The sequence below is a fragment of the Acidisoma silvae genome (assembly GCF_020618775.1).
In the GTDB taxonomy this organism is placed as follows: Bacteria; Pseudomonadota; Alphaproteobacteria; order Acetobacterales; family Acetobacteraceae; genus Acidisoma; species Acidisoma silvae.
Window position 1 is genome coordinate 22,397 of the sequence record NZ_JAESVB010000023.1, and the last position, 25,586, is coordinate 47,982.

At 56.7% G+C, this 25,586-nt stretch carries 18 protein-coding genes and 5 pseudogenes; 11 read left to right on the forward strand and 12 right to left on the reverse strand.

From position 1 onward, the window contains the following. The first annotated feature begins 27 nt into the window (after window positions 1-27). A complete protein-coding gene (locus tag ASILVAE211_RS23115; protein WP_227323732.1) occupies window positions 28-798 on the forward strand; it encodes an SDR family NAD(P)-dependent oxidoreductase in 771 nt (256 codons plus the stop codon). Between the two features lie 1,003 nt (window positions 799-1,801). Here the strand turns inward: ASILVAE211_RS23115 and ASILVAE211_RS26655 are convergent. The 4 genes and pseudogenes from ASILVAE211_RS26655 to ASILVAE211_RS23130 all read right to left on the reverse strand — a co-directional run. Further along, a pseudogene (locus tag ASILVAE211_RS26655) lies at window positions 1,802-1,999 on the reverse strand (IS3 family transposase); the annotation flags it as partial. A 28-nt stretch (window positions 2,000-2,027) separates the two neighbouring features. Beyond that, window positions 2,028-2,232, reverse strand: a pseudogene (locus tag ASILVAE211_RS26660) (IS3 family transposase); the annotation flags it as partial. A gap of 36 nt (window positions 2,233-2,268) precedes the next feature. Further along, on the reverse strand, window positions 2,269-2,394 hold the full coding sequence (locus tag ASILVAE211_RS26190; protein WP_264479075.1) for a hypothetical protein: 126 nt from the start codon (window positions 2,392-2,394) through the stop codon (window positions 2,269-2,271). Between the two features lie 408 nt (window positions 2,395-2,802). After that, window positions 2,803-3,429, reverse strand: coding sequence for a helix-turn-helix transcriptional regulator (locus ASILVAE211_RS23130; protein ID WP_227323733.1), 627 nt, complete (start codon window positions 3,427-3,429; stop codon window positions 2,803-2,805). Window positions 3,430-4,673: 1,244 nt separating this feature from the next. Here ASILVAE211_RS23130 and ASILVAE211_RS23135 point away from each other — a divergent pair. Next, window positions 4,674-4,901, forward strand: a complete 228-nt coding sequence (locus ASILVAE211_RS23135) for a hypothetical protein (RefSeq protein WP_227323734.1) — start codon at window positions 4,674-4,676, stop codon at window positions 4,899-4,901. A gap of 2 nt (window positions 4,902-4,903) precedes the next feature. On the opposite strand, the gene ASILVAE211_RS23140 is transcribed toward ASILVAE211_RS23135, so the two are convergent. Further along, complete coding sequence (locus tag ASILVAE211_RS23140; RefSeq protein WP_227323735.1) at window positions 4,904-5,275, reverse strand: response regulator; 372 nt, start codon at window positions 5,273-5,275, stop codon at window positions 4,904-4,906. A 213-nt stretch (window positions 5,276-5,488) separates the two neighbouring features. On the opposite strand from ASILVAE211_RS23140, the gene ASILVAE211_RS23145 reads away from it, so the two are divergent. Then, on the forward strand, window positions 5,489-5,890 hold the full coding sequence (locus ASILVAE211_RS23145; RefSeq protein ID WP_227323736.1) for a transposase: 402 nt from the start codon (window positions 5,489-5,491) through the stop codon (window positions 5,888-5,890). Between the two features lie 145 nt (window positions 5,891-6,035). Here ASILVAE211_RS23145 and ASILVAE211_RS23150 read toward each other — a convergent pair. The 4 genes and pseudogenes from ASILVAE211_RS23150 to ASILVAE211_RS23170 form a co-directional block, all read right to left on the reverse strand. Then, window positions 6,036-7,150 (reverse strand): annotated as a pseudogene (locus ASILVAE211_RS23150) (MFS transporter); the annotation flags it as partial. An 89-nt stretch (window positions 7,151-7,239) separates the two neighbouring features. Further along, the gene (gene xth / locus ASILVAE211_RS23160; RefSeq protein WP_227323739.1) at window positions 7,240-8,061 is read right to left on the reverse strand and encodes an exodeoxyribonuclease III; all 822 of its coding nucleotides are present in this window, start codon (window positions 8,059-8,061) and stop codon (window positions 7,240-7,242) included. A 71-nt stretch (window positions 8,062-8,132) separates the two neighbouring features. Continuing rightward, entirely contained in the window at window positions 8,133-9,155 is a 1,023-nt protein-coding gene (locus tag ASILVAE211_RS23165) for a zinc-dependent alcohol dehydrogenase (RefSeq protein WP_227323740.1), read from the reverse strand. A 170-nt stretch (window positions 9,156-9,325) separates the two neighbouring features. Next, on the reverse strand, window positions 9,326-9,895 hold the full coding sequence (locus ASILVAE211_RS23170) for a TetR/AcrR family transcriptional regulator (protein ID WP_227323741.1): 570 nt from the start codon (window positions 9,893-9,895) through the stop codon (window positions 9,326-9,328). Between the two features lie 214 nt (window positions 9,896-10,109). On the opposite strand from ASILVAE211_RS23170, the gene ASILVAE211_RS26420 reads away from it, so the two are divergent. The 8 genes and pseudogenes from ASILVAE211_RS26420 (at window position 10,110) to ASILVAE211_RS23210 (ending at window position 23,163) form a co-directional block, all read left to right on the forward strand. Next, window positions 10,110-11,060: a quinone oxidoreductase family protein gene (locus ASILVAE211_RS26420; protein WP_227323742.1), complete on the forward strand. Its 951-nt coding sequence runs from the start codon at window positions 10,110-10,112 to the stop codon at window positions 11,058-11,060. Window positions 11,061-11,158: 98 nt separating this feature from the next. Continuing rightward, window positions 11,159-11,797, forward strand: a complete 639-nt coding sequence (locus tag ASILVAE211_RS23180; RefSeq protein ID WP_227323743.1) for a nitroreductase family protein — start codon at window positions 11,159-11,161, stop codon at window positions 11,795-11,797. Window positions 11,798-12,324: 527 nt separating this feature from the next. After that, a pseudogene (locus tag ASILVAE211_RS23185) lies at window positions 12,325-13,503 on the forward strand (IS3 family transposase). A gap of 93 nt (window positions 13,504-13,596) precedes the next feature. Then, window positions 13,597-13,785: a response regulator gene (locus ASILVAE211_RS23190; protein WP_227323744.1), complete on the forward strand. Its 189-nt coding sequence runs from the start codon at window positions 13,597-13,599 to the stop codon at window positions 13,783-13,785. A gap of 246 nt (window positions 13,786-14,031) precedes the next feature. After that, window positions 14,032-14,562, forward strand: coding sequence for a hypothetical protein (locus ASILVAE211_RS23195; RefSeq protein ID WP_227323745.1), 531 nt, complete (start codon window positions 14,032-14,034; stop codon window positions 14,560-14,562). Window positions 14,563-14,839: 277 nt separating this feature from the next. Continuing rightward, entirely contained in the window at window positions 14,840-16,060 is a 1,221-nt protein-coding gene (locus ASILVAE211_RS23200) for an IS256 family transposase (protein WP_227323746.1), read from the forward strand. Between the two features lie 601 nt (window positions 16,061-16,661). After that, entirely contained in the window at window positions 16,662-16,862 is a 201-nt protein-coding gene (locus ASILVAE211_RS23205; RefSeq protein ID WP_227323747.1) for a hypothetical protein, read from the forward strand. 166 nt (window positions 16,863-17,028) lie between these two features. Continuing rightward, window positions 17,029-23,163 carry a Hint domain-containing protein gene (locus tag ASILVAE211_RS23210; RefSeq protein ID WP_227323748.1) on the forward strand — a complete coding sequence of 2,045 codons (6,135 nt, stop codon included), beginning with the start codon at window positions 17,029-17,031 and terminating at the stop codon, window positions 23,161-23,163. 25 nt (window positions 23,164-23,188) lie between these two features. On the opposite strand, the gene ASILVAE211_RS23215 is transcribed toward ASILVAE211_RS23210, so the two are convergent. The 3 genes and pseudogenes from ASILVAE211_RS23215 to ASILVAE211_RS23220 all read right to left on the reverse strand — a co-directional run. Beyond that, a complete protein-coding gene (locus ASILVAE211_RS23215; RefSeq protein WP_227323749.1) occupies window positions 23,189-24,325 on the reverse strand; it encodes a helix-turn-helix transcriptional regulator in 1,137 nt (378 codons plus the stop codon). A gap of 239 nt (window positions 24,326-24,564) precedes the next feature. Further along, window positions 24,565-24,834 carry a LysR substrate-binding domain-containing protein gene (locus ASILVAE211_RS26570; protein WP_406566093.1) on the reverse strand — a complete coding sequence of 90 codons (270 nt, stop codon included), beginning with the start codon at window positions 24,832-24,834 and terminating at the stop codon, window positions 24,565-24,567. A gap of 610 nt (window positions 24,835-25,444) precedes the next feature. Continuing rightward, window positions 25,445-25,586, reverse strand: a pseudogene (locus tag ASILVAE211_RS23220) (IS110-like element ISEc32 family transposase); the annotation flags it as partial.

Genomic DNA, 25,586 nt, shown 5'->3' on the forward strand with positions numbered 1-25,586 from the left:
CCTGAAAGCCCCAAGGATCTCTCGCGCATGAAAAACCTTCTTGATGACAAGACCTGCATTATCACGGGCGGGTGCGGCAGTGTCGGTCTTGCCGCCGCGCGGCTGTTCCTGTCGGAAGGGGCGCGCGTGATGCTGGTTGATCTTGACGATGGACGGCTGGCGGCGGCGAAAGCGAGCCTCGGCTCCGACAAAGTCGCCGTCTTCAAGGGGGATGTCGCGGAATCCGCCGATGTAGCGGGCTATCTCGCGGCAACCAACGGGCTGTGGGGTCCTATCGACGTCGTTTTCAGCAATGCCGGAAATCACGGACATATCGCGCCATTGGCCGACTATGATGACGACGCCTTCGATCGGACTTTGCGCATTCACGCACGCGCAGCCTATCTCGTCTGCAAAATGGCGCCGCCATATATGAATGACCAGAGCAGCATCATTGTCACATCAAGCTTGGCGGGTCTTCGCGGGGGCGCCGGTTCTGAAAACAACATCGCCTATACGGTTGCCAAGCACGCGCAGACCGGCGTTGTCCGCGCGGCCGCCCATGCCTGGGCCGGACGCGGCATTCGCGTCAACTCGCTCAATCCCGGTCCGATCGACAATCCCTTCCAGACTAGCATCGAAAATCAGCTGAGCGCCGTCACCGGGCGCAATATCACGCAAGCGATCGATAGCGACATTCCGCTTGGCCGTCACGCCAAGCCTGAGGAGGTGGCCAAAGCCGCTTTGTTTCTTGCATCCTCTATGAGTAGCTTCATCACCGGACATGTGCATGTTGTAGATGGTGGTCTAGGAAGTTAGCCGCCCGCCGCTAACGGGTCTTCCACATGTTGAAGGCGAAGAGGCTTTTGAGGTGCTCGCAAGGATTGAAGTCGTCTTTTCGCATTTTGTCCTGCAATTCGATGAGCCTGCTGGCGCTGAATCCAAATTGTTCAACCGCTACAATTTACCAGGGCCAATGTCATTGTCCTTTAAAATGGCTCTCCCTCACATTGAGGGGGTCTGGCTCAAATGATGTGACGTCAAGTTGAATAAAGGGGAAGCATCCTCGTGCGGAGTAACTCGGCACTAGCACGACCATAAATTGCGCGCTTGAGAGTTTTTAGACGGTTGATTTGCCCCTCTGTCTGACCCTTGCTTCAAGGCTCCACGATAGCGTTGCGGACGGCACCAATGTCCCGACGAAGCGTCGCTGTAAACTGTCCCATCGCATGGATGCCGGAGCTGGCTGCGTTCTGTAGCTAAGGATCCAGCAATTCGATATTGCCGCGCCTCAGAAGCCCACGAAAACGCATGGCGAGGGCACGCATTGCGGCGAACTCAGTGGACGCCTCCTTCAAGTCATCCACTTTTTCGCATTGGGCTTTAGTCAGCAACCCGCGTAGTTTGATGCAAAGCGCTGACGCGACAATCGGTGGCACGTGTGCCCTCGGTTTGCCATCAGGCAACCTAGTCCAATCTGGGGGCGAGGATGTGATTACTGCCGCGAAATGGGCACGGCGCCAGCCGTTGAGGCGCTATTGAAGATGGGTTAGGCTCCCTGTGTAGCCAAGCGGCCGGATCTCCGCGACTAGCTGCCGCCCTATTGTGCATCCTTCGTTCCACCGTTGGGCCAGGTAAGCGCCGAAGCCGGCCGGCATCGTCGATTTTGGTGCCATGGTCGCCTGCGGCTGGACCGCATCCCGCCGAGTCCACTTTCGGACCATGCGCCAGTTGAACGTGAGCGTGCAGTGAGCCAATTTTGATTGGGTGCGAAAGTAGCACAAGTTACGTCGGGGATGCGGATAAAAACTTGGCATACATTTTAAACTCTAATGCCAAGACTCTGTCGATATTCAAGGGGACTGAGAGCCCGAGGGATCTTGACGCGCTTTTCACTATACCAGAGGATGCAGGAATCAACGGCCTCAACGAATTGTTCAATTGTCGAGGTCTTCCAGTCTCGCGGATAGAATAATTCAGTTTTTAGGCGTCCGAAGAAGCCTTCGCACGCCGCGTTGTCGGTATGAGCTTCGTGCCAACTTCAGCTAAGCAAGCAGGTCCGGCAGCCGATAAAGATCTTTGAGGGCGTCAACCAGCACTGTCTTTCCCCGCTTACTCAGGAGGTGCAGGTCGACGCCCAGGCCTTTTTTCTAGCAATTCATTAGCCTTCTTCGAGAGATCATGTTCGAGCTGCAGTTGTCGGATATCGCCCCGCAGGGATTTGAGCTGGCGCTCTAATTTCTCTCGCTCCGGTGTGATTTGTTATTGCTTTTCACAATTGCGGGAGCCTCAGTGCAACATCACAATAAGAGCCAAGCCACTTTCCGCGGGCATGGTCTTGAAGAAAGCCTGAATACCGCCTGCAGATGCACCAATGGCAATCACCGGCACAGGCTGGTCGGCAGCGTCAACCACGAACGGCTCGCTGCACGACTTGGGACCCACATCTATCGGGGATTTCTTTTAGGACTGCCCGGACGGTAGGCGCCATCGGCGCGCTTTCTTCCCGCTGCAGGAGGCGCAAACCTGCTCGCAGTACCTCTGACGCGGTCTGTACCGCCCCGTGCCGACTAAAGCGTCCACATAGGCCATAAGTTGAGGGTCAGTGAGACGTTCAAAGAGGCTTTTGGAAGCATGCAAACGGCTAGCCCGGCTCCCAACGGGTGTCAAAGATTGACTTCCACAATATTGTCGAGATCTTGCTTAGTTCCTCGTATCGATCTCACACTAAGTAATTGCAAGCCGTCGCGTGCTGACAGATGCTAAGCGATAGCTATCTCACGAATGCAAAGTTTTTTTGACGATGGGTTAATCTAGTGGCGCCTAATAGGCCAAAAATACTGCCTGAGTTCGATTGATTGCTCCTAGTTGTTGTAAAATATTTCGAACGTGAATTTTAACTGTCGACTCACTCATGCCAAGCTCATGAGCAATTACTTTGTTCGGCTTTCCTTGCTTAATGCAGGCCAATACTTCGGACTGCCTCACCGTAAGGGAGTTTTGTAAACGTGTGATCATCGCTTGAGAAGGGTTTGTTGAAGTATCGAGGAGCAATGAAGTCGGAACATAAGCTCCTCCATTCGCTACAAATTCGACGGCTGAGCGAAGCATACGAACACCCGTGTCCGCTGTGGAAAAAAAACCATGGGCTCCGCAATCAATAGCGCAACGCGCCGCCCCAGCCACTGCCTCCGTTGTTTCATCCACAAAAATCATAAATTTTGTGGAGTCGTATTTTCGTATAGTCTCAGATATTTTTTGAATTACCTCCTTTGCTCCACTTCCAACATATATCAATGCGACGTCAGGCGGATCATAATCAGGAGAAAATGCATCGGAAACGGATACGTAAGTCTCGACTGTCCAGTGATCCCGAGGTGACGGCATTAAGACTTGACTGAGGCATTCGCGAGCGAGCACACGCCCATGAATGACGGCGATGCGAAGCATGCTAGTCCGAGGATGCACAGGAGTGCTTGGGCTATCCACATCATCAATCGACTCTGAGATAGAAGACCGTGACATGAAATCTGCCCCCGCGTAACGAGCTACTAAAAAGTACGTTTTCCTAAGTCTTGTTGCACTCTAGCGATGAGAATTTTGCCATGACATAAAAAATATCGATTCATCAAGCCTCATTTAGGTCGCTTTTAGCAGTTAGTTCATCACTAACAGGACCATATCCACCAAATTTTTATCTATAATTGTCAGATTTTTCCACAATCTTAGGAGATAAGGCGGGTTTAAATCTGATTGAATTGCCGAAAATCTACATTTCATGCGATTATTTTGACCTCGGTTCAATCGGCACAAGTGGCTTTTCTAGATACGGGAAATGGCAGACTTCAATATTTCCCCACCTCGCACATTGCTTAATTGCAATTACATAAATTTTTACTTTGTTTAATCTGATTAAATTGCCAACAAGGGACGCGGGGCTGTGCCCCCCGTTACGTCAGGCTGACATTTGCTGACCGCTTTTCGCCATGGCTGCGCCGCTTGCAAGGCAGTGCCGCCCAATGGCCGAGTTTGCGAGGCTGACAGCGTATGTTGCGAATATTCAACTGGCAAAACGCTTTTTAAACCGTCTTAGGCTACTTCGCCGCACTAGCTAACCGGTCTGCCGAGGCTGCCGGTGCCGCACCGTTGTTGATTTTCATTGGGAGCTGGGCTCTTCTGCATAAAGCGCGCAGTTGCAAGCCCTGATTTTTAATTTTCTCAGATGCTGCAACAGGATTTCTGTTCCAAAGGGCTGCCTTAATTGCTTCGCACTGAAGCACCCGCGATCAGCCCCGAAAGCTTATACAGAACAATATGTAAGCTTCGATTCGATGGGATTTCTTGCACGCTTTATGCGAAAAAACCCATCTCTCAGTGAAACTCAACAGACTGACATTGTCCTTACGCTGTTAGAGGGGGAGGAGTTTCTCGGCGAAGGAAAGCGACTGATCCTGCAGTCCCCCTTTGCCTGGGCCTACGTAACCGTGCCCTCCTCTGTCTCGAGCAAAGCGCCATCATCCCTGCGAAGCCTGGCGCAATTCACAAATCGCCTATCCGAGGGCAGGGAGGCGCTGGCAGAGCTGTTTACAGCTTGATGACCATTTGGCTAAATCGAACTGAAAAGAACAAAATAGGAACTTTTCTTGACATTCCGGGAAAGCCACCATCTATGGGGCTCTAGCGACGAGGTGACCATGTCTCAAACTGTATATGATGCCCGCTCAGCGGACGCGTGGCGTCTTGTCCACGACGAGGGGATTGCGGCCAAGCGAGCAGCCAGCAAGTTGAACGTAAACTTGGCTGAACTCTACGAGATGCTGGCCGCGAAAAAATTGCGTGTGGAAATGGCGACACATCGGCGTGCCGCGCTAGGTTCGTATTTGGCCATTCAGCGCACCCCTCATAACGCGCAGCAGGCCTAACGTCAGATCTCGGTTCCCAAAAAGCCCCGGATAGCTGCGACCAAAGCGTCCCTGCCAATCGGCTTTTTGAGAATGAGCATTGGCCTCGCGATTTCCTCAACCTTCTCTTCCAAATCTGATAGTTCAGAAAGAAAAACAATCGGCAGATCGGGTTGAGAATTGCGAGCAAGCTTAGCGAGTGCCAAGCCTGAGATTGACTCCTCAGACATCTCAAAATCCGTAATGAGAAGATCTAATCTAAAATTATCGCGCAACGGTTTGACGACATCGCTTGCCATTTCGGCAAAGTGCACCTCGTAGCCGGCCTCTCCAAGTACGAGATCAAGCCAATCTCTCACCTCTTCATCACCATCAACACAAAGCACAACAGGCATTCGGATCTCCTCTGGAAATCCTATCGCAGGATAATTGGCTCGCGGTCCAGTCTTGATGTGCAGAAGGTGCCTCGTCCTGCGGGCCATATCTCACACTCAAATGGCCCATGAGTTGCTCATGGGGCGGCAGTTGCTCCCGGAGATCCGCCCGCTTGGCCACACCGGCAGCCTGACCCACTTCTGAACAGGTAGCGGCAGGCGCATTTCTCGACCATGTCCAGGATCGCCGCTCAAAAGCGACCTCCGGCAGTAGGCGACGCCGTTGCGTGCCGCGTGCCACCGATTGTGGGGGCAGCGCTATGCATCAAGCGGCGTGGATTGCCGACCGATGAACAAGCTGCAAAAATGAAGACGCTAAAAGAAACATCGCCCAAATTTGCCATGATGCGAATATTGGCGCTGCGGTGCCGATGCATTCTGCGAGGCACCGATGCAAGGTCATTAGAGGCCTGGCTGAACGATGCCACAAGCTCGGGCATTTATAGCATGAGGCAATTTACGAACACCCTGCGGCATGATCTCGCCGCAGTCCGCTACGACATCACCGAGCGATGGAGCAATGGACAAACAGAAGGACAGATTAACCGACTCAAAGCACTCAAGCGTGCCATGTAGGGTCGGGCAGGCCTCGACCTTTTGCGAATCCGAATGATTCCGTTTCACGCCAACGGCTATCACACAATCGGATTTGGTCAGCAGCGAGAACAACCATAGGATCACACAGCAAAAAAACATCGTGTGCCTCTGCCTCGGCAGATATTTACCCTTCGCACACAGGCTTCATCCATCTCACCGTGATTAGCCATATGGCGAGTGACAGAAGAGCGAAGGAACCTAACGTGACGAAGGTGATGCGATAACCGAGACCTTCAGCAATCCAGCCGCCCAGCATGGGACTAATCGATGCTCCCAAACCCTGGACAGTCATCACTGCTCCTTGGCCGACATTGACGCGGCCTGTTCCATTCAGGACGCGTGCGACGAGGCCTGGCACAGCAACACTTTGCAGACCTGCACCAACGCCGTCGAGGGCCTGCACTGGAAAGACGCCCCAATGGACGACTAGGAACGACGCGACCACACCGCGAATGGGGAGTGCGATGAACGTAATAAGCAAGATCCACCAATAGCCCTGTCGCTGCGCCATTCGTGTTGCAACGATGGACGCGAGGATCATCACCGCTTGGGCGACCGCGATAGTCTCAGCGACGAAGATTGTCGGGTTACCTGGGTGAGCGGACACAACGGCCAAGCCGTAAAGAGGTAGCAAGGCACCATTACCGAGATGGAAGCACGCTAGTGCCGCTGCTAGAACAAGGAGAGGACGGCTCTGCAAGAGGACCTTAAATCCACTTGTCGTCTTTTCATGCTTACGGTCCTCTTTCATCCCTCGTGCTGCGTCATCATCAATGGCATCGCGTGGGATAAGAAATACCGAGATAATCGATAGACCGCCAAACAGCACAGCTAGCCAAAATACGGCAGTGTAGCCATAGCGCCAGCCGAGATACCCAGACAGGCTCGCCCCCACCATGTTCCCGGCATGGTTGAAGACTTGATTGCGACCATTTTGGCGCGGGAAGCCTGCCTGGCGAACGATGCCAAGGTCATACCCGACACCGCTGGTCCAATCGCCGCACCGGCTATTGCGGTTGCCACCTGTGAAAGAGCGATGACCCAAAAGTTCTGCGAAATCAGAACGAGAAGCGATGCCAAAACGGCACACGCACCGGGTATCGCAACGTAAGAGCGCTTCCGCTTCGTGGCATCGATTAGCGCACCGAATGGTGCTGTCATAAGCATTCCAGAAATGCCACCTAACGTCATAACCGTTCCGATGGCGCCGCTATGCCAGTGATGGGCGAGCAGGAAGATGCCGAGAAATGGTCCGATACCCGACTGCATGTCGGCCATGAAGAAGTTGAGCGCTTCGAGAGGGACAAGAACACGCTTCTTCACAGCCATTAGCTTTGCCTCCGTGTCTTGGCCTTTGGAGTGCGTTTCTTTTTGTGGTCACTCCCAAGCTTGATCCATGTTGGTGCGTGGTCGCTGGCTTTTTCCCAACCACGCACCTCGCGGTCGACGCCAGAGCCAATCAGCCGCCCTGCAATGGCCGGGCTCAGAAGAAGGTGGTCGATGCGGAGCCCTGCATTCCGACCGAACGCATTTCGGAAATAGTCCCAGAACGTGAATATCTGTTCGTCTGGATGCATCGAGCGTAATGCGTCCGTCCATCCCTGCTCCAGCAGTCGGCGAAAAGCCTGTCGGACTTCCGGCCTGAATAACGCATCATCGACCCACCGCTCGGGTTTATAGACGTCCAGGTCCGTCGGCATGACGTTAAAGTCGCCCGCCAATACAACGGGATAGTCAGCAGCAATCAAGGTCGCCCCATGAGCCAAGAGCCGCTCGAACCACCGCAGCTTGTAATCAAACTTTGGTCCAGGAGCGGGGTTGCCGTTGGGCAGGTAGAGGCATCCGATTAGAACACCTTCTACGGCACCTTCGATATAGCGACTGTGTAAATCGTCAGGGTCGCCCGGTAGGCCAATACGAGTTTCGATTGGCTTAGCACCACGGGCGAGCAAGGCAACGCCGTTCCAACTTTTTTGGCCATGCCAAATCGCGCCATAACCAGCATCTTGAATAACAGGTTCTGGGAACTTTTCCTGTGGTGCTTTCAGTTCCTGGAGGCAGACAACGTCAGGTCTCGTGCTCTCCAGCCATTTAAGGAGAACAGGGAGACGACCATTGATACCGTTGACGTTAAAGGTGGCGATTTTCATTTCCGTCTTTCGGTGCAGGACGCTTTGGTTATTGCGTCTTTTGTGCGTCGTCCTATTGGCTCTTCACGAGTCTACACCGCTTCTGTCGTAGAAATTAGGTATTTGATAATCGCTCCGCCAGATCTCATCTCGTCAATCGCTTCGACCGCCTCTGCAAGCGGCCGAACACCGGACGTCAGCGACGAGACATCAAGCTTGCCCGTTGCCATCAGGTTTATCGTCTGTCTGAATTCGTCATTGTAGATAAAACTGCCTTTGATTTGGATCTCTTTGAAGAGTAGCTCAGTAGGTGAAAAACCGATGGGGTGCTGCGCGACGCCAACGACGGTGAGGGTGCCATGAGCAGGCAGCACGTGAACTGCAGCTTCCATCACGGCTTTGGAGCCGACGCAGTCGAATGCAAAGCCAGGTCGTCCATCCCCTTCTGGAAGTTCCAGCTCTGGCCCAGCCGCTCGTGGATCCACGACTGCGTCCGCCCCTGACGACCGTGCCATGTCTCGCCTCGCTTCATTTGGCTCGACGACGGTCACCCTTCCAACACCGGCAAGGCGCAGCATTAGGAGGACCAGCAGACCTATCGGACCTGCCCCGAAGACGACCGCTGAATCCCCGACTTGGATTCCGGAGCGCTTCACCGCCCTCAATGCGACCGATGCTGGCTCGATCCAGGCGCCCTGAAGGGGTGTAACCGAATCTGGAAGGCGATGGAGCGTTCTTTCATCGACAGCAGCGAATTCCGCTAAGCCACCAGGTGCGGTGACGCCTACGCTTCTCTGTAGCGCGACCGGACAAAGGTTAAAGAGACCCTTTCGGCAGCTTGCGCAATGACCGCAGTAGGAACCATTCGGATTGACGCAAACCCTGTCTCCAACGCTCCATCCGGTCACATCGCGGCCAATTTCAACAATGCGACCGGAGAATTCGTGACCCATCGTCACGCCGACCTGGAAGAGGTCGAAGGTGGCGGCATGAAGATCGCTTCCGCAAATGCCGCAATAATCGACCTGCAGCATCACCTCGTGCGGCTCTATGCGTGGCTCAGAGAGCGAGATAAGCTCCGGACGTCTTATATCTGATAGGACAACGGCTTTCATAGTTCCTCCTACGTTCGACATTGTTTGTCGACTTGTGAAGGAAGCCTACCGTGAACGTCCTAAGACGCCTACTGGCATGGAGAGGGTTTTTATAGGCCAGATGCCAGCAATTTTGATGGCGGAGGCGGATCAAAACTCTTTGCTTCAGCCAAAACGGCTGTATCTTAGGTTTAGGTGCCTGCAGGACGTAACCCAGCCATGAGTAGGTCGAGGACACGCCCAACCTGCTCTGGATCCGACGAGGTTGTTGCCGCGAACACCGCACCTGCAAAACCCAAGGTCAAATCGTCAGGCCTTACATTGGTTCGAAGACTTCTGTCCCGTGCTCCGGCAGCTAGGAATTTGGCCATGGCCGCGTTAATCCGGGAGCGTGTTTCTGAAATCGCGCCGGTCCGGAATGTTAATGCAATCCGGAATGCCTCATGCATCGCGTGTTTGGTTGCAACAAACTCGGCATAGCGATCAAGCCAAAATCGAAGAGCATCGAAACTCGAATGACTGGCCAGGAGTTGATGCGCTTCCTTCTCTAAGGCATCAAGCTCCAGGCTATATACGGCCTCGATTAATGCTTCCTTGGTCGGGAAGTGCCGATAAAGCGTGCCGATACCTACCCCCGCACCGCGCGCGATCGCTTCCAGGGAGCTGACGGGTGCTACCGTCGAAAATACCCGACGTGCCTCGGCGACAATAAGCGCTCGATTTTTCGCCGCATCAGCGCGCTGGGGAGGCTGTGTTGACAAGCGGACTTACCTACAATTAGATGTTTGTCGAACGGAGGAGCCTCCGCTTACGGCTGTTATCACGGGAGAGAGGGATGTCCCAGGCTTTAGTGGCGAGCTAACCGCATCGACAAGAAAGCTTTTGGTCGGCTTCTCACAGATCTGCCCGAGATACCCCACTTGTTTGGATGCCGTCGCTGAAAGAGGCGGCGCAACGCTTCATCGGGAGTGAAAAGTGACAAATCAGGAACTATCCAGCAAAGCCATCACATATCAGCGGCAAGGTGGTTATGACGTTATCGAAGTAGCCAAACGCTCGGTTCGCATCCCCGGCGAAGGCGAAGTCCGCATTGCGGTTGCCGCGGCAGCCGTCAATCCAACCGATATTTTGCTTCGTGACCCCGGTTATGGCGCTCAGGCCTTCCCTGCAGTCCCGGGCATGGACGCTGCGGGCGTCATCGAAACCGCGGGGCCCGGTGTTTCACGCCTCCAGGCCGGTCAAAAGGTGATGGCGGCTGTCATGCCGCGCCGCCCAGATGGTGGCGCCCAGGCTCAGCATATCGTCGTGCCCGCGGCCTCTGTTGTGGCCATCCCGGAGGGCGCATCCATGGCAGAGGCTGCGACCTTACCAATGAATGGCCTGACCGCCCTGTTTGCACTTGAGCTTGCAGGTCTTCAGCCAGGACAAACACTCGCGGTTAGCGGCGGCGCAGGGCTTCTGGCCCATTACGCGATAGCGATTGCCAAACGCCAGGGCCTGAAAACAATCACCGACGCAAAGCCGGAGGAGTTTGACCTGGTTGCTGGCTACGGTGCTGACATTGTGATCAAGCGTGGACCGGATTTTTCGGGTGCAGTCCGTCAGGAAGCTCCCGCCGGAGCGGATGCCCTCCTCGATACCGCATTGTTAGGCGAGCAGGCGTTCGGTGCCATCCGCGACGACGGCATCTACGTTCCAGTTCGCGGCTGGGCAGATAAGCCTACGGAACGAGGCATTAAGGTGAAGCCGGTATTCGTGTCCAAAGTGCTCGAGCGCACCGACTGGCTTGAATTGCTGCGCGATCTGGTCTCAACCGGGGAAATCAAGCTCCGGGTCGCTGGCGAATATACGCCTGAACAAATTGCGGACGCTCAGAAACTGCTTGCCGCAGGAGGCGTTCGCGGGCGTCCCGTGATTGTCTTTTGACTAAATCAAGGACAGGGGCTGAGTTCTCGCATTTGCGTTCCCAGTGAACGCAACCATTGCCCCCGCCCGGACTATCAGCTTCATCTAGGGAATATACGATGACTATCGTGAACGAAAAATTGGCTTGGCGTTATGCGACAAAGAAGTTCGACCCAACCAAGTCGGTGCCCACCGACAAACTTGAGGTTATCATCGAGGCTGTGCGACTAGCTCCTACGTCAAGCGGGCTTCAGCCGTTCGAACTGTTTGTCATCAGCAATCCGGAAATTCGCGCAAAAATTCGGGAAGTGGCTTGGGACCAAGCGCAAATTACTGATTGCTCGCATCTACTGGTATTTGCCGCCTGGGACGACATCACTGAGGACCGCGTCCATATGATGTTTGACCTGACGAACGACGTTCGTGGTTTCAAGAACGAAGGCTGGGAAAGCTATCGGCAGCAATTGCTGGGCATCGTGGCCGATCGAGGCACAGAAGCGAATTATCAGGCGGCGGCCCGCCAGGCCTATATTGGTCTGGGTGCAGCTTTGATTGCCGCCGCCTTTGAAGAAGTCGATGCAACGCCGATGGAAGGTTTCGATCCTTCAGCAGTCGATAAAATTCTTGATTTGAAATCAAAGAATCTGCGCAGCGTTGTAATGCTCCCCATCGGATACCGGGCCGCTGAGGGTGATTGGCTCGTGAATTTGAAAAAGGTTCGCCGTAGCCGTGAAAACTTTGTCACTGAGATAAAGTGATTTAAAACTTCCTAGATAAGGCGTTTGATAAACGCTTACAGGCCAAGGCGTAAGCAGCAGATTTAAGGGTTATCGCCGCTTACGCTTTGTCAGTATGCATGCCCTGAATTTCGACCCGCACACCATTGCCGAATCCCCACCCTCCGCGCGCATTTGGCTCGGGCATCCAATTCCCCAAGCAGACATTAGCATTTAGCGGTGCCACGGTTATCTACGGCTGAGAGGCGACCCCTCACGTCCAATTTCAGACAATGCGCCAGTAGAAGCTGCTGTCTCTGGCCATTTGGGCCAACATCATACTATCACTGCAGGATGATCTGATTTGATTTCGTAAAAAATGTTTCATATCAATATTTTCAAAGTCTTGAATGCATATATAGATCCTCGTCGCCCACAGGCCGAGCGACTCCTTTTTTTGCAAAGCAGCAATCCATCTTTTTCGGTCTCGAAGTATGGCGTTAAGTGAGATGGCCCTGGTAATTTAGACAGGGTGGCAAGCTATTCGCGCTTGATCGAGACGGGTTTTCATGGGTAAAGTGACTTGCAAGCGCTATGAGGCTGACTTCAATGCAACGGTGGCATTGGAAGCGCTTAGTGGTGGGCTGACGCTGGCGGAATAGTAGCGAAGCATGCTATCCGCCAGACGATCATTGCGACATGGAAACGTCAAGCGATCGAAGAATTGGGCGCGACGTTCTCGGGAAAGGCCGAAGCGGCACAGACGGCCGACGACGCGGACGTCAACCGGCTGCACGCCAAGATAGGTCAATCGGTAGTGGAACGGGATTTTTTTGGCGAAGGCCTCCGGTCGATGAGTGTTCAGCCGCGGCGCGCGGTGATCGAGCCAGCGCATGCGGAGTTATCGATCGTCCAGCAATGCGCGCTGCTGGAGATCAGCCGATCGGGCCGCTTCTATCGGGCGACAGGTGAGAATGCTGGCATGCTGGCGCTGACGCGGCGGATCGACGAGGCGTTTTTAAAATTCCCACTTCATGGCTCACGGCAGATGATGCGCCACCTACAACGGCTGGATCACCGGACTAGTCGCAATCGAGTCGGACGGCTCATGCGCAAGGTGGGGTTGCGGGCGATATATCAGAAGCCGAACACCAGCGCGCCTCACCGGGAGCATCGGATCTGTCCTTAGCTGTTCCGAGATTTGCCGATTGTCAGACCCGACCAGGTCTGGTGCACCGACACTACCCACATCCCGATGCGCCGGGGCTTTTTGTATTTGGTAGCGGTGATGGATTGGCAGAGCCGCAGTGTGTTGTCATGGCGCTTGTCCAATACGATGGACGTGGGGTTCTGTGTCGAAGCTTTGGAGGAGGCCATGGCCCGGCACGGGCGCCCCGAAATCTTCAATACGGATCAGGGGAGCCAATTCACCAGTCCGGCCTTTACCCAGGTTCTGATCACAGCTGGCATCCGAATCCGCATGGATGGCAAGCGCCGCTGGATGGAAAACGTTTTCCATCGAACGGCTGTGATGATCGTTGAAATATGAATGTTTCTATCTACATGCATTCGAAACTGGTCTGGCGTTGCGCGCGGGGCTTGGGTAGTGGATCAACCACTAAAACACCCAGAGGACGCACTCTGCCCTTGCAGGACGAACGCCGGACGAGGCCTATTATCAGGGTTATCTATCGGCGGACGCGGGGCGTGTCCCTGCTGCGGTGTCGGACCTCAAACTGGCGGCGTAATCAGAACCAAGGATTAGCTTAGTGTCGCCGCCAACATGTCTAGCCAAGTGGGGCCACCTCAGACTGTCTCCAGCTATGATTGAGTGTTCGCTGATGAGTTACCGTATTTTGGTCGCAGAACACGACTCGATGATCGCTATGCTGATCGAAGACCTAATTCAAGACGCGGACGGCGAGATTATCGGGCTCTTTGAGACCGTGGCCGATACAGCAGCCTCAGTGCGTAGAAATAAAATCGATATCGCGCTGATCGACCCGAGCCTGAAAGATGGTAATGCTTAGCCAGTCGCCGAGATGCTGGACCCGCAAGCGGTGCCGTTCATTTTCCTGAGTGGTTACGGGGCTAACAGTGGTCCGACTGATCGTCCCGAATGGCAGTGGCACTCGAAACCCTTTGTCGCCGAAGAATTGCTGGCGAAGATAAAGGGGCTTTTGCCTCCTTATCGTGACAATGGCCCGGTATTGCGGCACTCATTCAGAGACTGGCATGTTAATACTAACATCTAAGACAAAAATGCGGGAACTTTGATGATGTCTGCCCCCATGCCTGGTCTTCATCTCGTCAGCTTCAAGGATCCGGCAGCGGCGCTCGGGATCGCGGTCCGGCTGACGATGCGCTATCCAGTCTTTGCCGAAATGCCTTTCGGCACCTGGGCCGATATCCTAGAGGCCCAGGTCAATCGCGGCCATCAAGCTTTCGTTGTTGATGAGGCAATGGAAGTACGCGGGTTTGTAGGCTATGGCCTGACATCCAGAGATAATGCTGAGGCTTGGGCGAATGGCACGCGCACCCTGACTAGTGCCGAATGCCTGGCAGGGGATTGCCTGATCATTAATGTTTGGATTTCAGATAACAGCCACACCCGCAATTTCTTGATACGTGCCATCAGACGTTTGGGACTGAACAAGCAAGCGCTCTACTTCAAACGTTTGTATGCCGACCGAACGGTTCGACCATCATGCATCCGCAACAATGTGACCGTGGCGCGCCATGTCGCTCGGGATAGTGGCGAGGCCGGCGGCACACCACGCGTTGATGAAGCCGAGACGATCTCGTGAATTTTTCCCTCAGGCGATTACAATGATGATCGACCGCCAAGGCAATATACATTGATATCGCAGCATAACTGCCGGATCTTCTCCAAATTTTATATGCGATGTCACAAAGTCTCAAACGAAAGTCAACAACCTGCATTGCCAGAGGTGTTGATGTGGGACAGCAGTAAAATCAGCTTGGTCTCGGAGAGTGATGTGAGATTGCCCGTTTACGCATCTCGGGGGAGTGTCAGGAATTTCGTGTTTGGCCGGAGCATAGTGGGAATGAAGGAGAAGCCCCATGGCGCGCCGCAAAGAGCCTACGATTCCAGATGCGATATTGGATCAACTGCTGGCGGGAGCGGACGCAAAGACCGCCTTTGACCCCGGCGGCCTTCTGGATGGGCTGAAGAAGGCCCTAGCGGAACGGGCCCTGAACGCGGAGATGGACCACCATCTCGGTGGCGAAGGCGGGGTTGAGAACGGCCGCAATGGCTACGGCCGCAAGACCGTGACGACCGACACAGGCCGGTTGGAACTGGAGATCCCGCGGGACCGACAATCGAGCTTCGATCCTCGGCTGATCGCCAAATACCAGCGTCGGTTCCCTGGCTTCGATGACAAGATCATCTCGATGTATGCGCGCGGGATGAGCAACCGGGAGATTGTCGGCCATCTGCGCGATCTCTACGGCATCGACGTGTCTCCGGACCTGATTAGCGCAGTGACGGACGCCGTTCTTGATGAGATCACCGCCTGGCAGGCTCGTCCCCTGGAGCCGGTCTATCCACTGGTTTTCTTTGACGCCTTGCGGGTCAAAATCCGCGACGAGGGCCTGGTTCGCAACAAGGCCGTGCATATCGCTCTCGGCGTCAGACACGATGGTGGCAAAGAAATACTCGGACTTTGGCTGGAGCAGAACGAGGGTGCCAAGTTCTGGCTGCGGGTCATGAATGAGCTTCGCAACCGCGGCGTCGATGACATTTTGCTGGCCGTGGTCGACGGCCTTAAGGGCTTTCCCGAAGCAATAACGGCGGTCTTCCCAGAGGCCACGGTCCAAACCTGTATAGTCCATCTGCTCCGCGGCAGCCTGGACTTCGTCTCCTACAAGGACCGCAAGGTAGTGGCTGGAGCCTTGAAGGATATCTACAGGGCGGTTGACGCGCCGGCGGCTGAGGTCGCGCTCGGCACCTTTGAGGCTGGCTTCTGGGGACAGAAATATCCCGCTATCGGTATGGCGTGGCGGCGGGTCTGGTCCGAAGTCATCCCGTTCTTTGCCTTTCCTACCGACGTTCGCAGGCTGATTTACACCACGAATGCCATAGAGGCCTTGAACTCAAAGCTTCGGCGTGCCGTTCGGGCGAGGGGTCACTTTCCCACCGACGAAGCCGCCCTCAAGCTCCTCTATTTGGTCTTGAACCGCACCGAGAAAGAATGGATCATGCCGCCGCGTGAATGGTCCATGGCGAAGGCCCAGTTTGCTGTCTTGTTCGGCCAACGCTTCAGACGGGCAGCGGCATAACAATGTTCAATCGCCCGGCCAAACACGAAATTCCTGACAGTCCCCATCTCGGGCGTGTCGATCTGGCAAATTGCTGCAGCTCGGATCGCGCGCTATCAAGCATCGCACGCGAGCTGAAGCGCGATACCGGGGCAGGGCTGAAAGCCGAGCCCTACAAGCCTGCTTACGCTTGGGCGCAGGCCTCTGCCCGACACTGGCCGATTAGCCGTTTGGAACGCGACACCACCCTGCGCGATCAGGTTCTGTTGGCCCAAGCAGGTGTCGGGCCGGCTGAAGCAGTAGAAAGGTCAGACGGTCATCAGCCATGAGACCATCTACCGTTTCATCTAAGCCCAACTGAAACGCGCCAACGACCGCGGTTGGCGGCACTACCTGCCCCAGGCCCGCTCTCGGCCAGGCCGCGCGAACGCAAGCTTTATCCAGCAACGCGTCGCAGTCTTTCAGCGCACCGCCGACGTCCTGCCGCTGGCCCAGCCCGGACACTGGGAAGCCGATTTTATGCTTTTCTCAATTTGCGGCCAATCGGTCCTCGTCCTGCACGCGCGAACCTCCTGCCTGACCGCCCTTTAAAGACAAGACCCGGAAAGCCTCGCCCACCGCCATGGCCCTTAAAGACCCGCTTGGTCCGTCGCTGCCCGGCCCCAAGCAATTGCTTGCCTTCGACAACGGCACCCCAAGACAATGCCTGGACTTCGTTACCCCGCCCGAGGTCGTCTCCACGGTGACGCATTTTGAACAAAAGCCCACCATGACTGAAAGCCACAGGCAAATTTGCCCCGGCAAGAGGCTGGGCCAAGGATGACTACATTCTTTGGTCTTGCGCGATGATCTCCCCCAATCGGGGGATGCGCCCGCCGCGGCAGCATGCGTTTACTCGGGCCATCAGAAAACTGCAGGCGTTTGAGACGATCGTTTCAGTTCGGCCGGCCGATAAATTGCTCTGGCAAAGACCGGGAAGGAGCTAGTCGATGTCTCAAGGTGTTGTACCAACCTATCCCCCCAATGTAGCCCTAAATTATTACTATTCGATCATCGACGCTCTTACCAATGCGCAGGGTGTGCCGACCGACCTGATCACGCCTGACAAAGATAGCGTGAAGGTGTCGGGCATCACAGATGCTGGATCACTCAATAATGCGACGATCCAAGTTTACCTGATCGGCTATCAAACTGAGGAAGGCCTGCCCGAACGCGCCTATTATTATTCTGTTTCACTGCCGGTGACGCCCACGGATCTGGACGAGACCGACAGCGTCGGCAATGAGCTTTATAGCTGGACGGCGACTTTGCCGACCACCGGGCTCACGCCCGGCATCTACGCGCTGGAAAGCTTTGTCGACGTCACAGGTTTCCTGGAAACCGGCAGCTCGGATACCCCGGTGCAGGTCTCGGAGGACAATACCCAAACAGTCACCGTAGGCGAGTTCGACCCTTTCACCTATGTCGTACAGGACAATACAGAGGTCGTGACTGTCGGGACCGCGCAATTGGATTCGACCGTTCTTCTCTCCGGCGCGAACGCGACCGTGCAACTATCAACCGATGGGCGCTATGCGGTCTGGACCAGCGGCGATGAATATCAACAGGATCTGCAGACCGGCGCGGTTATCGACCTGACGGCCACAGGCATCGCCGCGCCCACCCTCGCCACCAATCATAGCCCGACGGAGAACACCGTCGATTCGCCCGATCCTTACGGCGCCGAAGGAAACGGTGCCTATGAGGCCATTACCTATCCAACCTTCGTCGAAGGCGGCGTCACCTTCAGCTCAGCGCCCGATTACGACTTCAATGCCAATAACGGATCCGAAAATCCACTGCCGACGGTGACCGATGCCGGCGGCAATACCGCAATCCTAGCGACTTTCGGCGTGTCGCCCACCATGGTCGGCTACGCCACGGCGGCTTCGGACAATGGCAACGCGGTTCTGACAGTCGAGAATTCAGAGGTTACATATTTCACGACCTACGGCACCAGCGGGGTCACGACCGACCCGCAATACTACATCACCTATCGCAGTCCGGCGCCGACGCTCACTCTGGCCGCCGTCAACGGCAGCAACCAGTTCAGTTCCGGCGCCAGCAGCGTCACCCTCACCGGCACGTCCAACGCCATCGGCCAAATCGTGGAGATCGATTTCCAGCAGGCCGGCATCGAAGTCGGGACAGCGACCGTGCAGGCCAATGGCAGCTGGAGCTACACGTTCGACCCCAGCAAGCTGATCGGTTCCTCACTGTTCATCGAAGCAAGCGTCAGCAGCGCCGGAGGAACGCCGGCCGAGGTCAGCGAAACGGCGCAAATCAGCGACCTGCCTCTGCCGACCCTGACCAGCATTACGGGACAGGACGAAAACGGCGGCGGCGCTTTCGGCAGCACCAGCTTCGGCCCGACCGAGACACTGACAGTCACCCTCGATACAAGCGAGACCGTCTACGTCACCGGTACGCCGACCCTCACGCTGAGCAATGGCGCCTATGCCACCTACAGGGGCGGGTCCGGCACCGATCAGATCACGTTCACCTATGTGCCAGCGATCGGGGATGCCGGCAGCAGCAACATCACCGTGACCGGATTGAACCTGCCCGCCGGCGCCACCATCGCCGATGCCGACGGCGACCCGCTGACGGGCGCCTTCAGCCAGGCGCTCGGCCTGACGCTGGTGACCGCGCCGGATATCGCTTCCCTGTCGCCGGTATCGGAGACGAGCAATTTCCTGACCAATTCTGACGAACCGACCGTCACGGTCGGTGCCGAAGTGGGTGAGACGATCACCCTCTATGACAATGGAACGGCGATCGGCTCGGGTATCGTGCCCGATTACGGGGTCCGGGGCATCGGCTATATTGATATCACGACGACCGTGGCACTGCCCGAGGGCAATAGCGCGCTGACCGCAATAGGGACCGATGGTGCGGGCAATAGCAGCCCGACCTCCACCCCGATCACCATCACGGTCGATACGACGCCCCCGGCGGAAAAGCTGCTGAGCCTGATGATCAACGGAACCGACACTGTCGATCTGTCCGATCAGGCCAAGCTCGACGCCACCATCACCGGACGCCTGGATAGCCCGCTGAAGCCAGGCGAGAGTGTCGTGATCGTCTTCCCGGACGGGCAGACCCAGACGGTCACGCCGGCCGCCGGCGTGACCGGGTTTAGCCTCACCGCCAGCGCGTTTCAGGCGGAAAGCTTCGGTGTTAGCGGCGCTATTTCCGCCTCTGTCGTAGATGCGGCGGGCAATAAGGGCATCACGACAACCCAAGCCTATACCGCTGACGGCACCCGCGTGCTCAAGCTGGTCTCAGCGGACCCGGCTGACCCATCGACCGCAAGCGAATCCTTCCCCGCACTCTCCGGTAACGGCCAGATCATTGCCTTTCAGGTGCAGCCCGTCGGCGGCGAAGCAGACGCCTTGTCCCCGTCCACCGATGCTGACCCGAGCATTGCGGCAGGCGTCTATACTGAGAACCTTTCGACCGGGGCGGTGACACTGCAGGCAGCTGGTGGCGGCAATGCGGCCCTGTCCAGTGACGGCACAACCCTCGCCTATGTCGACCAGAGCAGCTATCCAGATCAGCTGTTTACCAAGAGCCTGACGACCGGGACCGTCACGCTAGTTTCAGCGGCGAACGGTGCCGCGAGTGACGGCGCCGCCGCATCACCCAGCCTCTCGGCCGATGGCAGCGAGGTCGCCTTCCTCAGCAATGCGGATAATCTGGTCGCGGGCGTAGGCGCCGGCCAGACTAATGATCAGGTCTATGTCGCGACCCTGTCCGGCGGTGCTTTGGCCGGTATGGTCGCCGTCTCGGTCGCGGCCGACGGCACGCAGAGCAATGGCACAGCCAGCGATGTCTCGCTCTCCGGGGATGGCAGCGAGGTCGCTTTCGCCAGCACCGCCACCAACCTGCTGGCGGCGAGCGACGCCCATAGCGCCACTCTCAACGGCCGGGACGAACAGATCTACGTCAAGGCTCAGACGACGGATACCGCGAGCGGGCTCGTCGCTGGGCAGATCGAATTGGTGACTGGTAATGCCGATGGCAGCGTCGGGGACGGCACCAGCTATGACGGCGCGCTGTCGGCCGATGGCCGCTACCTAGCCTTTATCAGCACATCCGACAATCTGGCCCCCGCCAATCTGCTGCCCGGCACGGTGCTGCCAGCGGGCTATGCGCAGGTCTACGTCAAAGATCTGTTGACCGGCCAGCTGACGCTCGTCTCACAAACTCCGAACGGCATCGTCGGTGATAATTCCGCGCAGAGCGTCAGCATATCGGGCGACGGGCAAACCATCGTCTTCACAGACAATGCCGATAATCTCGGCAATGACCTGGTGGGCGGCCAGCAGGTTTATGAGGCGACGCTTTCGGACGGTGTGGTGACCGGTCTCACGCTGGTATCCGAAGCCGGGGCCATTCCCAGCGACGGGCAGACGGAGGCAGCGGCGCTTTCATCCGACGGCACGAGGGTCGCCTTTCAAAGCAGCGCCGACAATCTGGTCTCCGGGATCGCGGCCAGCGCGTTCGGTACACCCCATGTCTATACCGCGCTGATCTCTCCGGCAGCCCCCCCGGCCACCCAGCCGACCAGCCTGACAGTCACCAATACAAATGATTCCGGGGTGGGATCGCTGCGCGCGTCGCTCTCCGCGGCGCATGACGGAGACACCATCACCTTCGCCTCCAATATCGTGGGCGGCACCATTACACTGGCGTCTTCGCTGACGCTCACCACCGGCGTGACGATCGATGGGCTCGGCTCAAATATCAATGTGAGTGGCGGCAATGCCGTCACCGTTTTCAATGTCGCGCTCGACTCTGAACAGAGCGCCCTGATCGAGGGGCTGACGATCGAGGATGGGGCCGGCATTGGCGCTGCGGGGGCAAACGCATCTGCCGCCGCCAATTCCACCGCGGGCACGGCGGCGGCCGGCGGTATCGATCTCAGCCAGGGTCATCTGTCGCTGGTGCAGGACAGCTTCGTCGGCAATACCGCCATAGGCGGCGATGGCGGCAGCGATATCCAAACCGGTCTCACCGACGACGATGGTGAATCAGGGGCTGATGCGGGTGGTGCCATTCTGGTGGGCGGCGGTGCCACGCTGGCCGGATCGGACTTGACCTTCAGCAGTAACGTGGCGACCGGGGGTGCGGGCGGCGTCGCACAGGATAAGGCGACGGGCGGCGGTGGCGGCGCGGCGGCCGGCGCGATCTTTGCGGAACAAGGGTCCACGGTTTCGCTCGCCAACCTGACCTTGAGCGACAATAGGGGGGTCGGCGGCGATGGCGGCACGAATGACTTTGAGGGCGCGGCGGGCACAGGCGGCAATGCCGCTGGCGGCCTTTTTATACAAGGGAATGCCACCGCATCGGGCAACGGCGTCACGTTCAGCGGCAACACCGGCACGGGCGGCAATGGCGGCCAGCTCAATACGCCCAATGTGGGCTATAAGGCCGCCGGCCTGGCGGGCAATGCCGCTGGCGCGATCTATGCCGACAGCCCAAGCGCGATCACGCCCATAAACTTCGCCTACACCGGCGACAGCGCCACGACCGGCTATGACGGGCAAGGCACGCTCGGCAGCGCAGGCGCGCCCGAAAGCCAGGGCGCCAATAATAACGGTGCCACCACCATCTATGCCTACGCCTATTCCGACACCAACCTGAGCGTCGCCAGTACGACGGGACCAACAGGCGCGACAGGCGAAGATGGCTATCTGGTTGGGGCTACGGTCAGCTACCAGAACGGGTCCGGCACGCCGGTGACGACGGATGCCCTGGGTGGCTTCACGCTGACTGGCGGCACCGGTCCGATCATGCTGACAGGCGGCGTAGATAATGCGACCGGCCTGCCCTTCACCGGAACGCTGACGGCGCCGGCCGGCTCCACGATCATATCGCCGCTGACGACGCTGGTGGAAGCTGTCGCGGTTGCCTCGGGTGATACCAGCGCGGCCGGTATTGCCGCTGCCAATGCCCTGGTGGTGCAGGCCTTTGGCCTGCCCGCCGGGACCGATCTGACAAGCCTTGATGCCGAAGGCAGCCTGTCCGCCACGAGGCTAAATGCGGCGGCCCTGCAGACTGTCGCTGCCGTCTTCGAGGCCGATAACTACCTTGGCAGCGCCGATACGCTGATTACGGCGGCTGGCGGCTCCGCCGACACCACCATGACGGCGATCGCCCAAAGACTGGCCACTGGCCAGACGCTGGACCTGACCGATCCATCCACCCTGGTCTCAAATGCCGGCTTGTCGGCAGCGGCCACCACCGCGATTGTCGACATTGCCACCACCACGATTAACACGGTCGAGACGCAGATCGGAAGTGGCGCCGCACCCGCCGGCATTTTCCAGGCCGTCTCCGGCGCCAGCATTGCTGATCAGAGCAATGCCGCAGAGCAATTAAGCATTGCCGCCCGGACGGGAACCGACGCTGCATTCGAGGAAGCGGATACGACCATCGTGGCGCCTTTGCCGCAAACCATCGCAACGGACGACGGCCAAGTGGCCTGCTTCGCCCGCGGCACGCGGATCGCGACCGGGGACGGTCCGATCGCAATCGAGGATCTCGACGTCGGCGACCTGGTTCTCACTCTCGATGGTCGCGAGCGCGTGACATGGATCGGCTTCCGCGAGGTTCATTGTCATCTCCACTCTGAACCTCGGAAGGTCTATCCGATTTGCATCGAAGCCAACGCTTTCGGCAAAGGACAGCCCAGCCGTGACCTGTTTTTGTCGCCCGATCATGCCATCTACCGGGAGTCCGTGCTGATCCCAGTGAAGCATCTGATCAACGGCACCACTGTCCGACAGGTCCCGATGCAGACAGTAGGCTACTATCATATCGAATTGCCGCGCCACGCCATATTGCTGGCGGACGGTCTCGCCACCGAAAGCTATCTGGAAACCGGCGACAGGCAGGCGTTCGAGGATAGTGACATCATTGAACTGCATCCGGCCTGGGGTTCGGAAGCGCGCGACATCACGCTGGCGATGGATGCCTCGGGATATGCACCTCTGCAAGTGACAGGGCGTAAGGTGGACCGAGTGCGTGCCCTGCTTGCCGCGCAAGCGCGCAGGCAGCGCGATGGCAGGCTCGCCTAATCGTAGCCGCCCGTCACGCTATGGGTCACTTGCCACGACCGAAAGGGCTTGCCGCGCTTGCAACGAGCTTGACGAGATCCACCTGCCGACTTGTGCCGGTTTTGCGAAAAATCGACTTAAGGTGAGATTTCACAGTCTCCGGAGCCAGCCCAAGCACAGCCGCGATTTGCGGAACGCCGCCCAGTTCCACGATGCCAGCAACGACCGCGATCTCGCGCCGCGTCAGTCCGAAATGCGACCTCAACATGTCGACGGAGGCCGGACTATCGAACTGCAATTCTCGAATAAACAAAGCCGCGACCGCACGGTAGCTGCCCCCAAGGGACTTCCTTGACCCGCTGACCAGCGAGATCAAAGTACCCACGATTGCTCGGCCCTCGGCACTACCGAAAATGATGGAAATACCCTCAGTGCCAAGAGCATTATCCCCCTCCCCTGCTTGAATTAGCGCAGTTTCGAAAAGCTCCCGCGTTTGCTGGGCCGATGCCCTGACCTTTCCACCGACGATTGCGATCATTTCAGGATGCTCGGCCAGCAAGGTACGCGCTCCCTGGTTGCTGTGCAGCACGGTCGCCCGCTTATCGAGCAGGAAGATCGCACCGTCCAGTCGGTCGAGCGTGTGTGAAAAGATAGACACTTCAAGGGTTTGCTGATTGAGTACACGGCCAATCGTCGCTGCACGCCGGACGTGCGGGCCAATTAGTTCCAGCTTCTGTCGAAGCAATTCGTCAGCTAGCCCCTGTTCTTTGCTTCTTACGAACGCTAGCACGGTTATGGTTGTAGCCGTTGCCTCCAAAACGGCGACGGCCACATCAACCATCCGACGCGGTGCCAAGAATTCCGTTGCAAAGCGACTTCTAGCGTATTCCTCGATTGCCATAACGTCTGACGTCAGTATGACCATGCCCGCTTCGACCTGACCAATACTCGATAGCCGCATAGGGTTGAGGAGAAGATAGGTTTCAAGATAGCTTTTAACCCATTCTGGATCATTGAATGATACATAAAAGACACTTTTCGTCGGTTCTATCGCGTCCTCAAGGATCAGAATACTCCTTGCCGCGCCGACATAGTCGGTAATTCTTTCAAGGACTCTCGGCCAAGACTCAGGACTAATCACCGTATCGTATATGTCGCCAATGAGCTGTGACAGTTCGTTCAACGAAAGCCGCTCCGACCGTTTGATAAACATGCTCAAGGTAACTGGGATCGCAAACGCAACTTCGCAATTGCTGGAGTTGCCCCCGTTAAACGCTCAGCATCAGAGTTGATGCAGGAGTGGCTTTAGCGGACGCCTCATTGATTGTCACGCGCCGTAGATAGTTTAGTAACATAACCCGACCCAGCTAAGACACAGCTTGGCTTTTGAAGCTGCTCCAGGGGCGCATATTTGTTAAAGTATCAGATCTTTAGCGAGATTGTGTCGACTGGCCAGTCGAGAAAAACCCGCTCGCGGGGCGAAAGTTGACGGATCCTCGGATAGAGCACCGAAATTGACGTGACGGCAGGGGGATAGTCAGGCATCAGCTCGACAAGCGTTCCCTCGGCAATCTCTTGCGCACAGCGATAACGCGGGACCTGGATGAGTCCAAAGCCGCATAACTTTCGGTTTCGGTCACGATCACACGATGAGGCAATGTCACGCTGTGCTCCTCGTTTTTTACCTTGAATTTAAGCGGCAGAACCTGATCGGTGCGTGATGACGCAAAGCCGATCGTCTCATGGCCCTGGACGCCCTCCAATGTGCAAGGGACACCTCGCTGGGCGAGATAGGCATGACCGCTAAGGTCATTTCTCTGGCTAAGCCCAAGCGTCGGACGGTCATGTCGCTGTCAGCGATCGCCGCCACGGATCACGCAATCAAAACCTTTGCGCAGAATATCTGCAAAAACGATCCCCCTCACCGAGGAACAGCGTCAAATTGAGATGACGCGCCATGAATACCGGAAGCTCGGCAGAATGAAGGTTCGAGCGGCTGTCCCGTGCACGCTGACGCGAAGCAAGCCCCGGACTTCGTTTCCGGTGAGAATGGCTTCGGCATCCTCGATTTCCACTAGGACCTGTCATTACTCCTTCAATGGGTCTTCCTCAGACTGTGGGCACCACTACAAGGTGTCGGCTCCCTAAAATACTGTGGTGATTGAACAATTCGGGGCAAAGCAGCAAGTAGGTCGAATTACAAGACGAAACGCACAAAAAGGCGTTTTAGTTCATTTTCTTCAACGACTTACCCGATTATCAAGGCCCTATTTGCCCACAAAATGAGCGACTGTCTTGATCGTCAAGCGGAGATCCATCCTTTTCGGTCCCGCAGCATGGCATTGAGGATAGTCAGTAGCTTTCGCATGCATGCCGTAAGAGCCAGCTTGCCGGGATTGCCTGCGGCCCGCAGGCGTTCATACATCAGGCGAATGATCGGGTTC

Bases quoted from the DNA above. Each gene is read 5' to 3' on its own strand.
- ASILVAE211_RS23115 (WP_227323732.1), top strand. From the start codon at position 28: ATGAAAAACCTTCTTGATGACAAGACCTGCATTATCACGGGCGGGTGC.
- ASILVAE211_RS23130 (WP_227323733.1), bottom strand. From the start codon at position 3,429: ATGCTTCGCATCGCCGTCATTCATGGGCGTGTGCTCGCTCGCGAATGC.
- ASILVAE211_RS23135 (WP_227323734.1), top strand. From the start codon at position 4,674: ATGTCTCAAACTGTATATGATGCCCGCTCAGCGGACGCGTGGCGTCTT.
- ASILVAE211_RS23140 (WP_227323735.1), bottom strand. From the start codon at position 5,275: ATGCCTGTTGTGCTTTGTGTTGATGGTGATGAAGAGGTGAGAGATTGG.
- ASILVAE211_RS23145 (WP_227323736.1), top strand. From the start codon at position 5,489: ATGTCCAGGATCGCCGCTCAAAAGCGACCTCCGGCAGTAGGCGACGCC.
- xth (WP_227323739.1), bottom strand. From the start codon at position 8,061: ATGAAAATCGCCACCTTTAACGTCAACGGTATCAATGGTCGTCTCCCT.
- ASILVAE211_RS23165 (WP_227323740.1), bottom strand. From the start codon at position 9,155: ATGAAAGCCGTTGTCCTATCAGATATAAGACGTCCGGAGCTTATCTCG.
- ASILVAE211_RS23180 (WP_227323743.1), top strand. From the start codon at position 11,159: ATGACTATCGTGAACGAAAAATTGGCTTGGCGTTATGCGACAAAGAAG.
- ASILVAE211_RS23190 (WP_227323744.1), top strand. From the start codon at position 13,597: ATGAGTTACCGTATTTTGGTCGCAGAACACGACTCGATGATCGCTATG.
- ASILVAE211_RS23195 (WP_227323745.1), top strand. From the start codon at position 14,032: ATGATGTCTGCCCCCATGCCTGGTCTTCATCTCGTCAGCTTCAAGGAT.
- ASILVAE211_RS23200 (WP_227323746.1), top strand. From the start codon at position 14,840: ATGGCGCGCCGCAAAGAGCCTACGATTCCAGATGCGATATTGGATCAA.
- ASILVAE211_RS23205 (WP_227323747.1), top strand. From the start codon at position 16,662: ATGGCCCTTAAAGACCCGCTTGGTCCGTCGCTGCCCGGCCCCAAGCAA.
- ASILVAE211_RS23210 (WP_227323748.1), top strand. From the start codon at position 17,029: ATGTCTCAAGGTGTTGTACCAACCTATCCCCCCAATGTAGCCCTAAAT.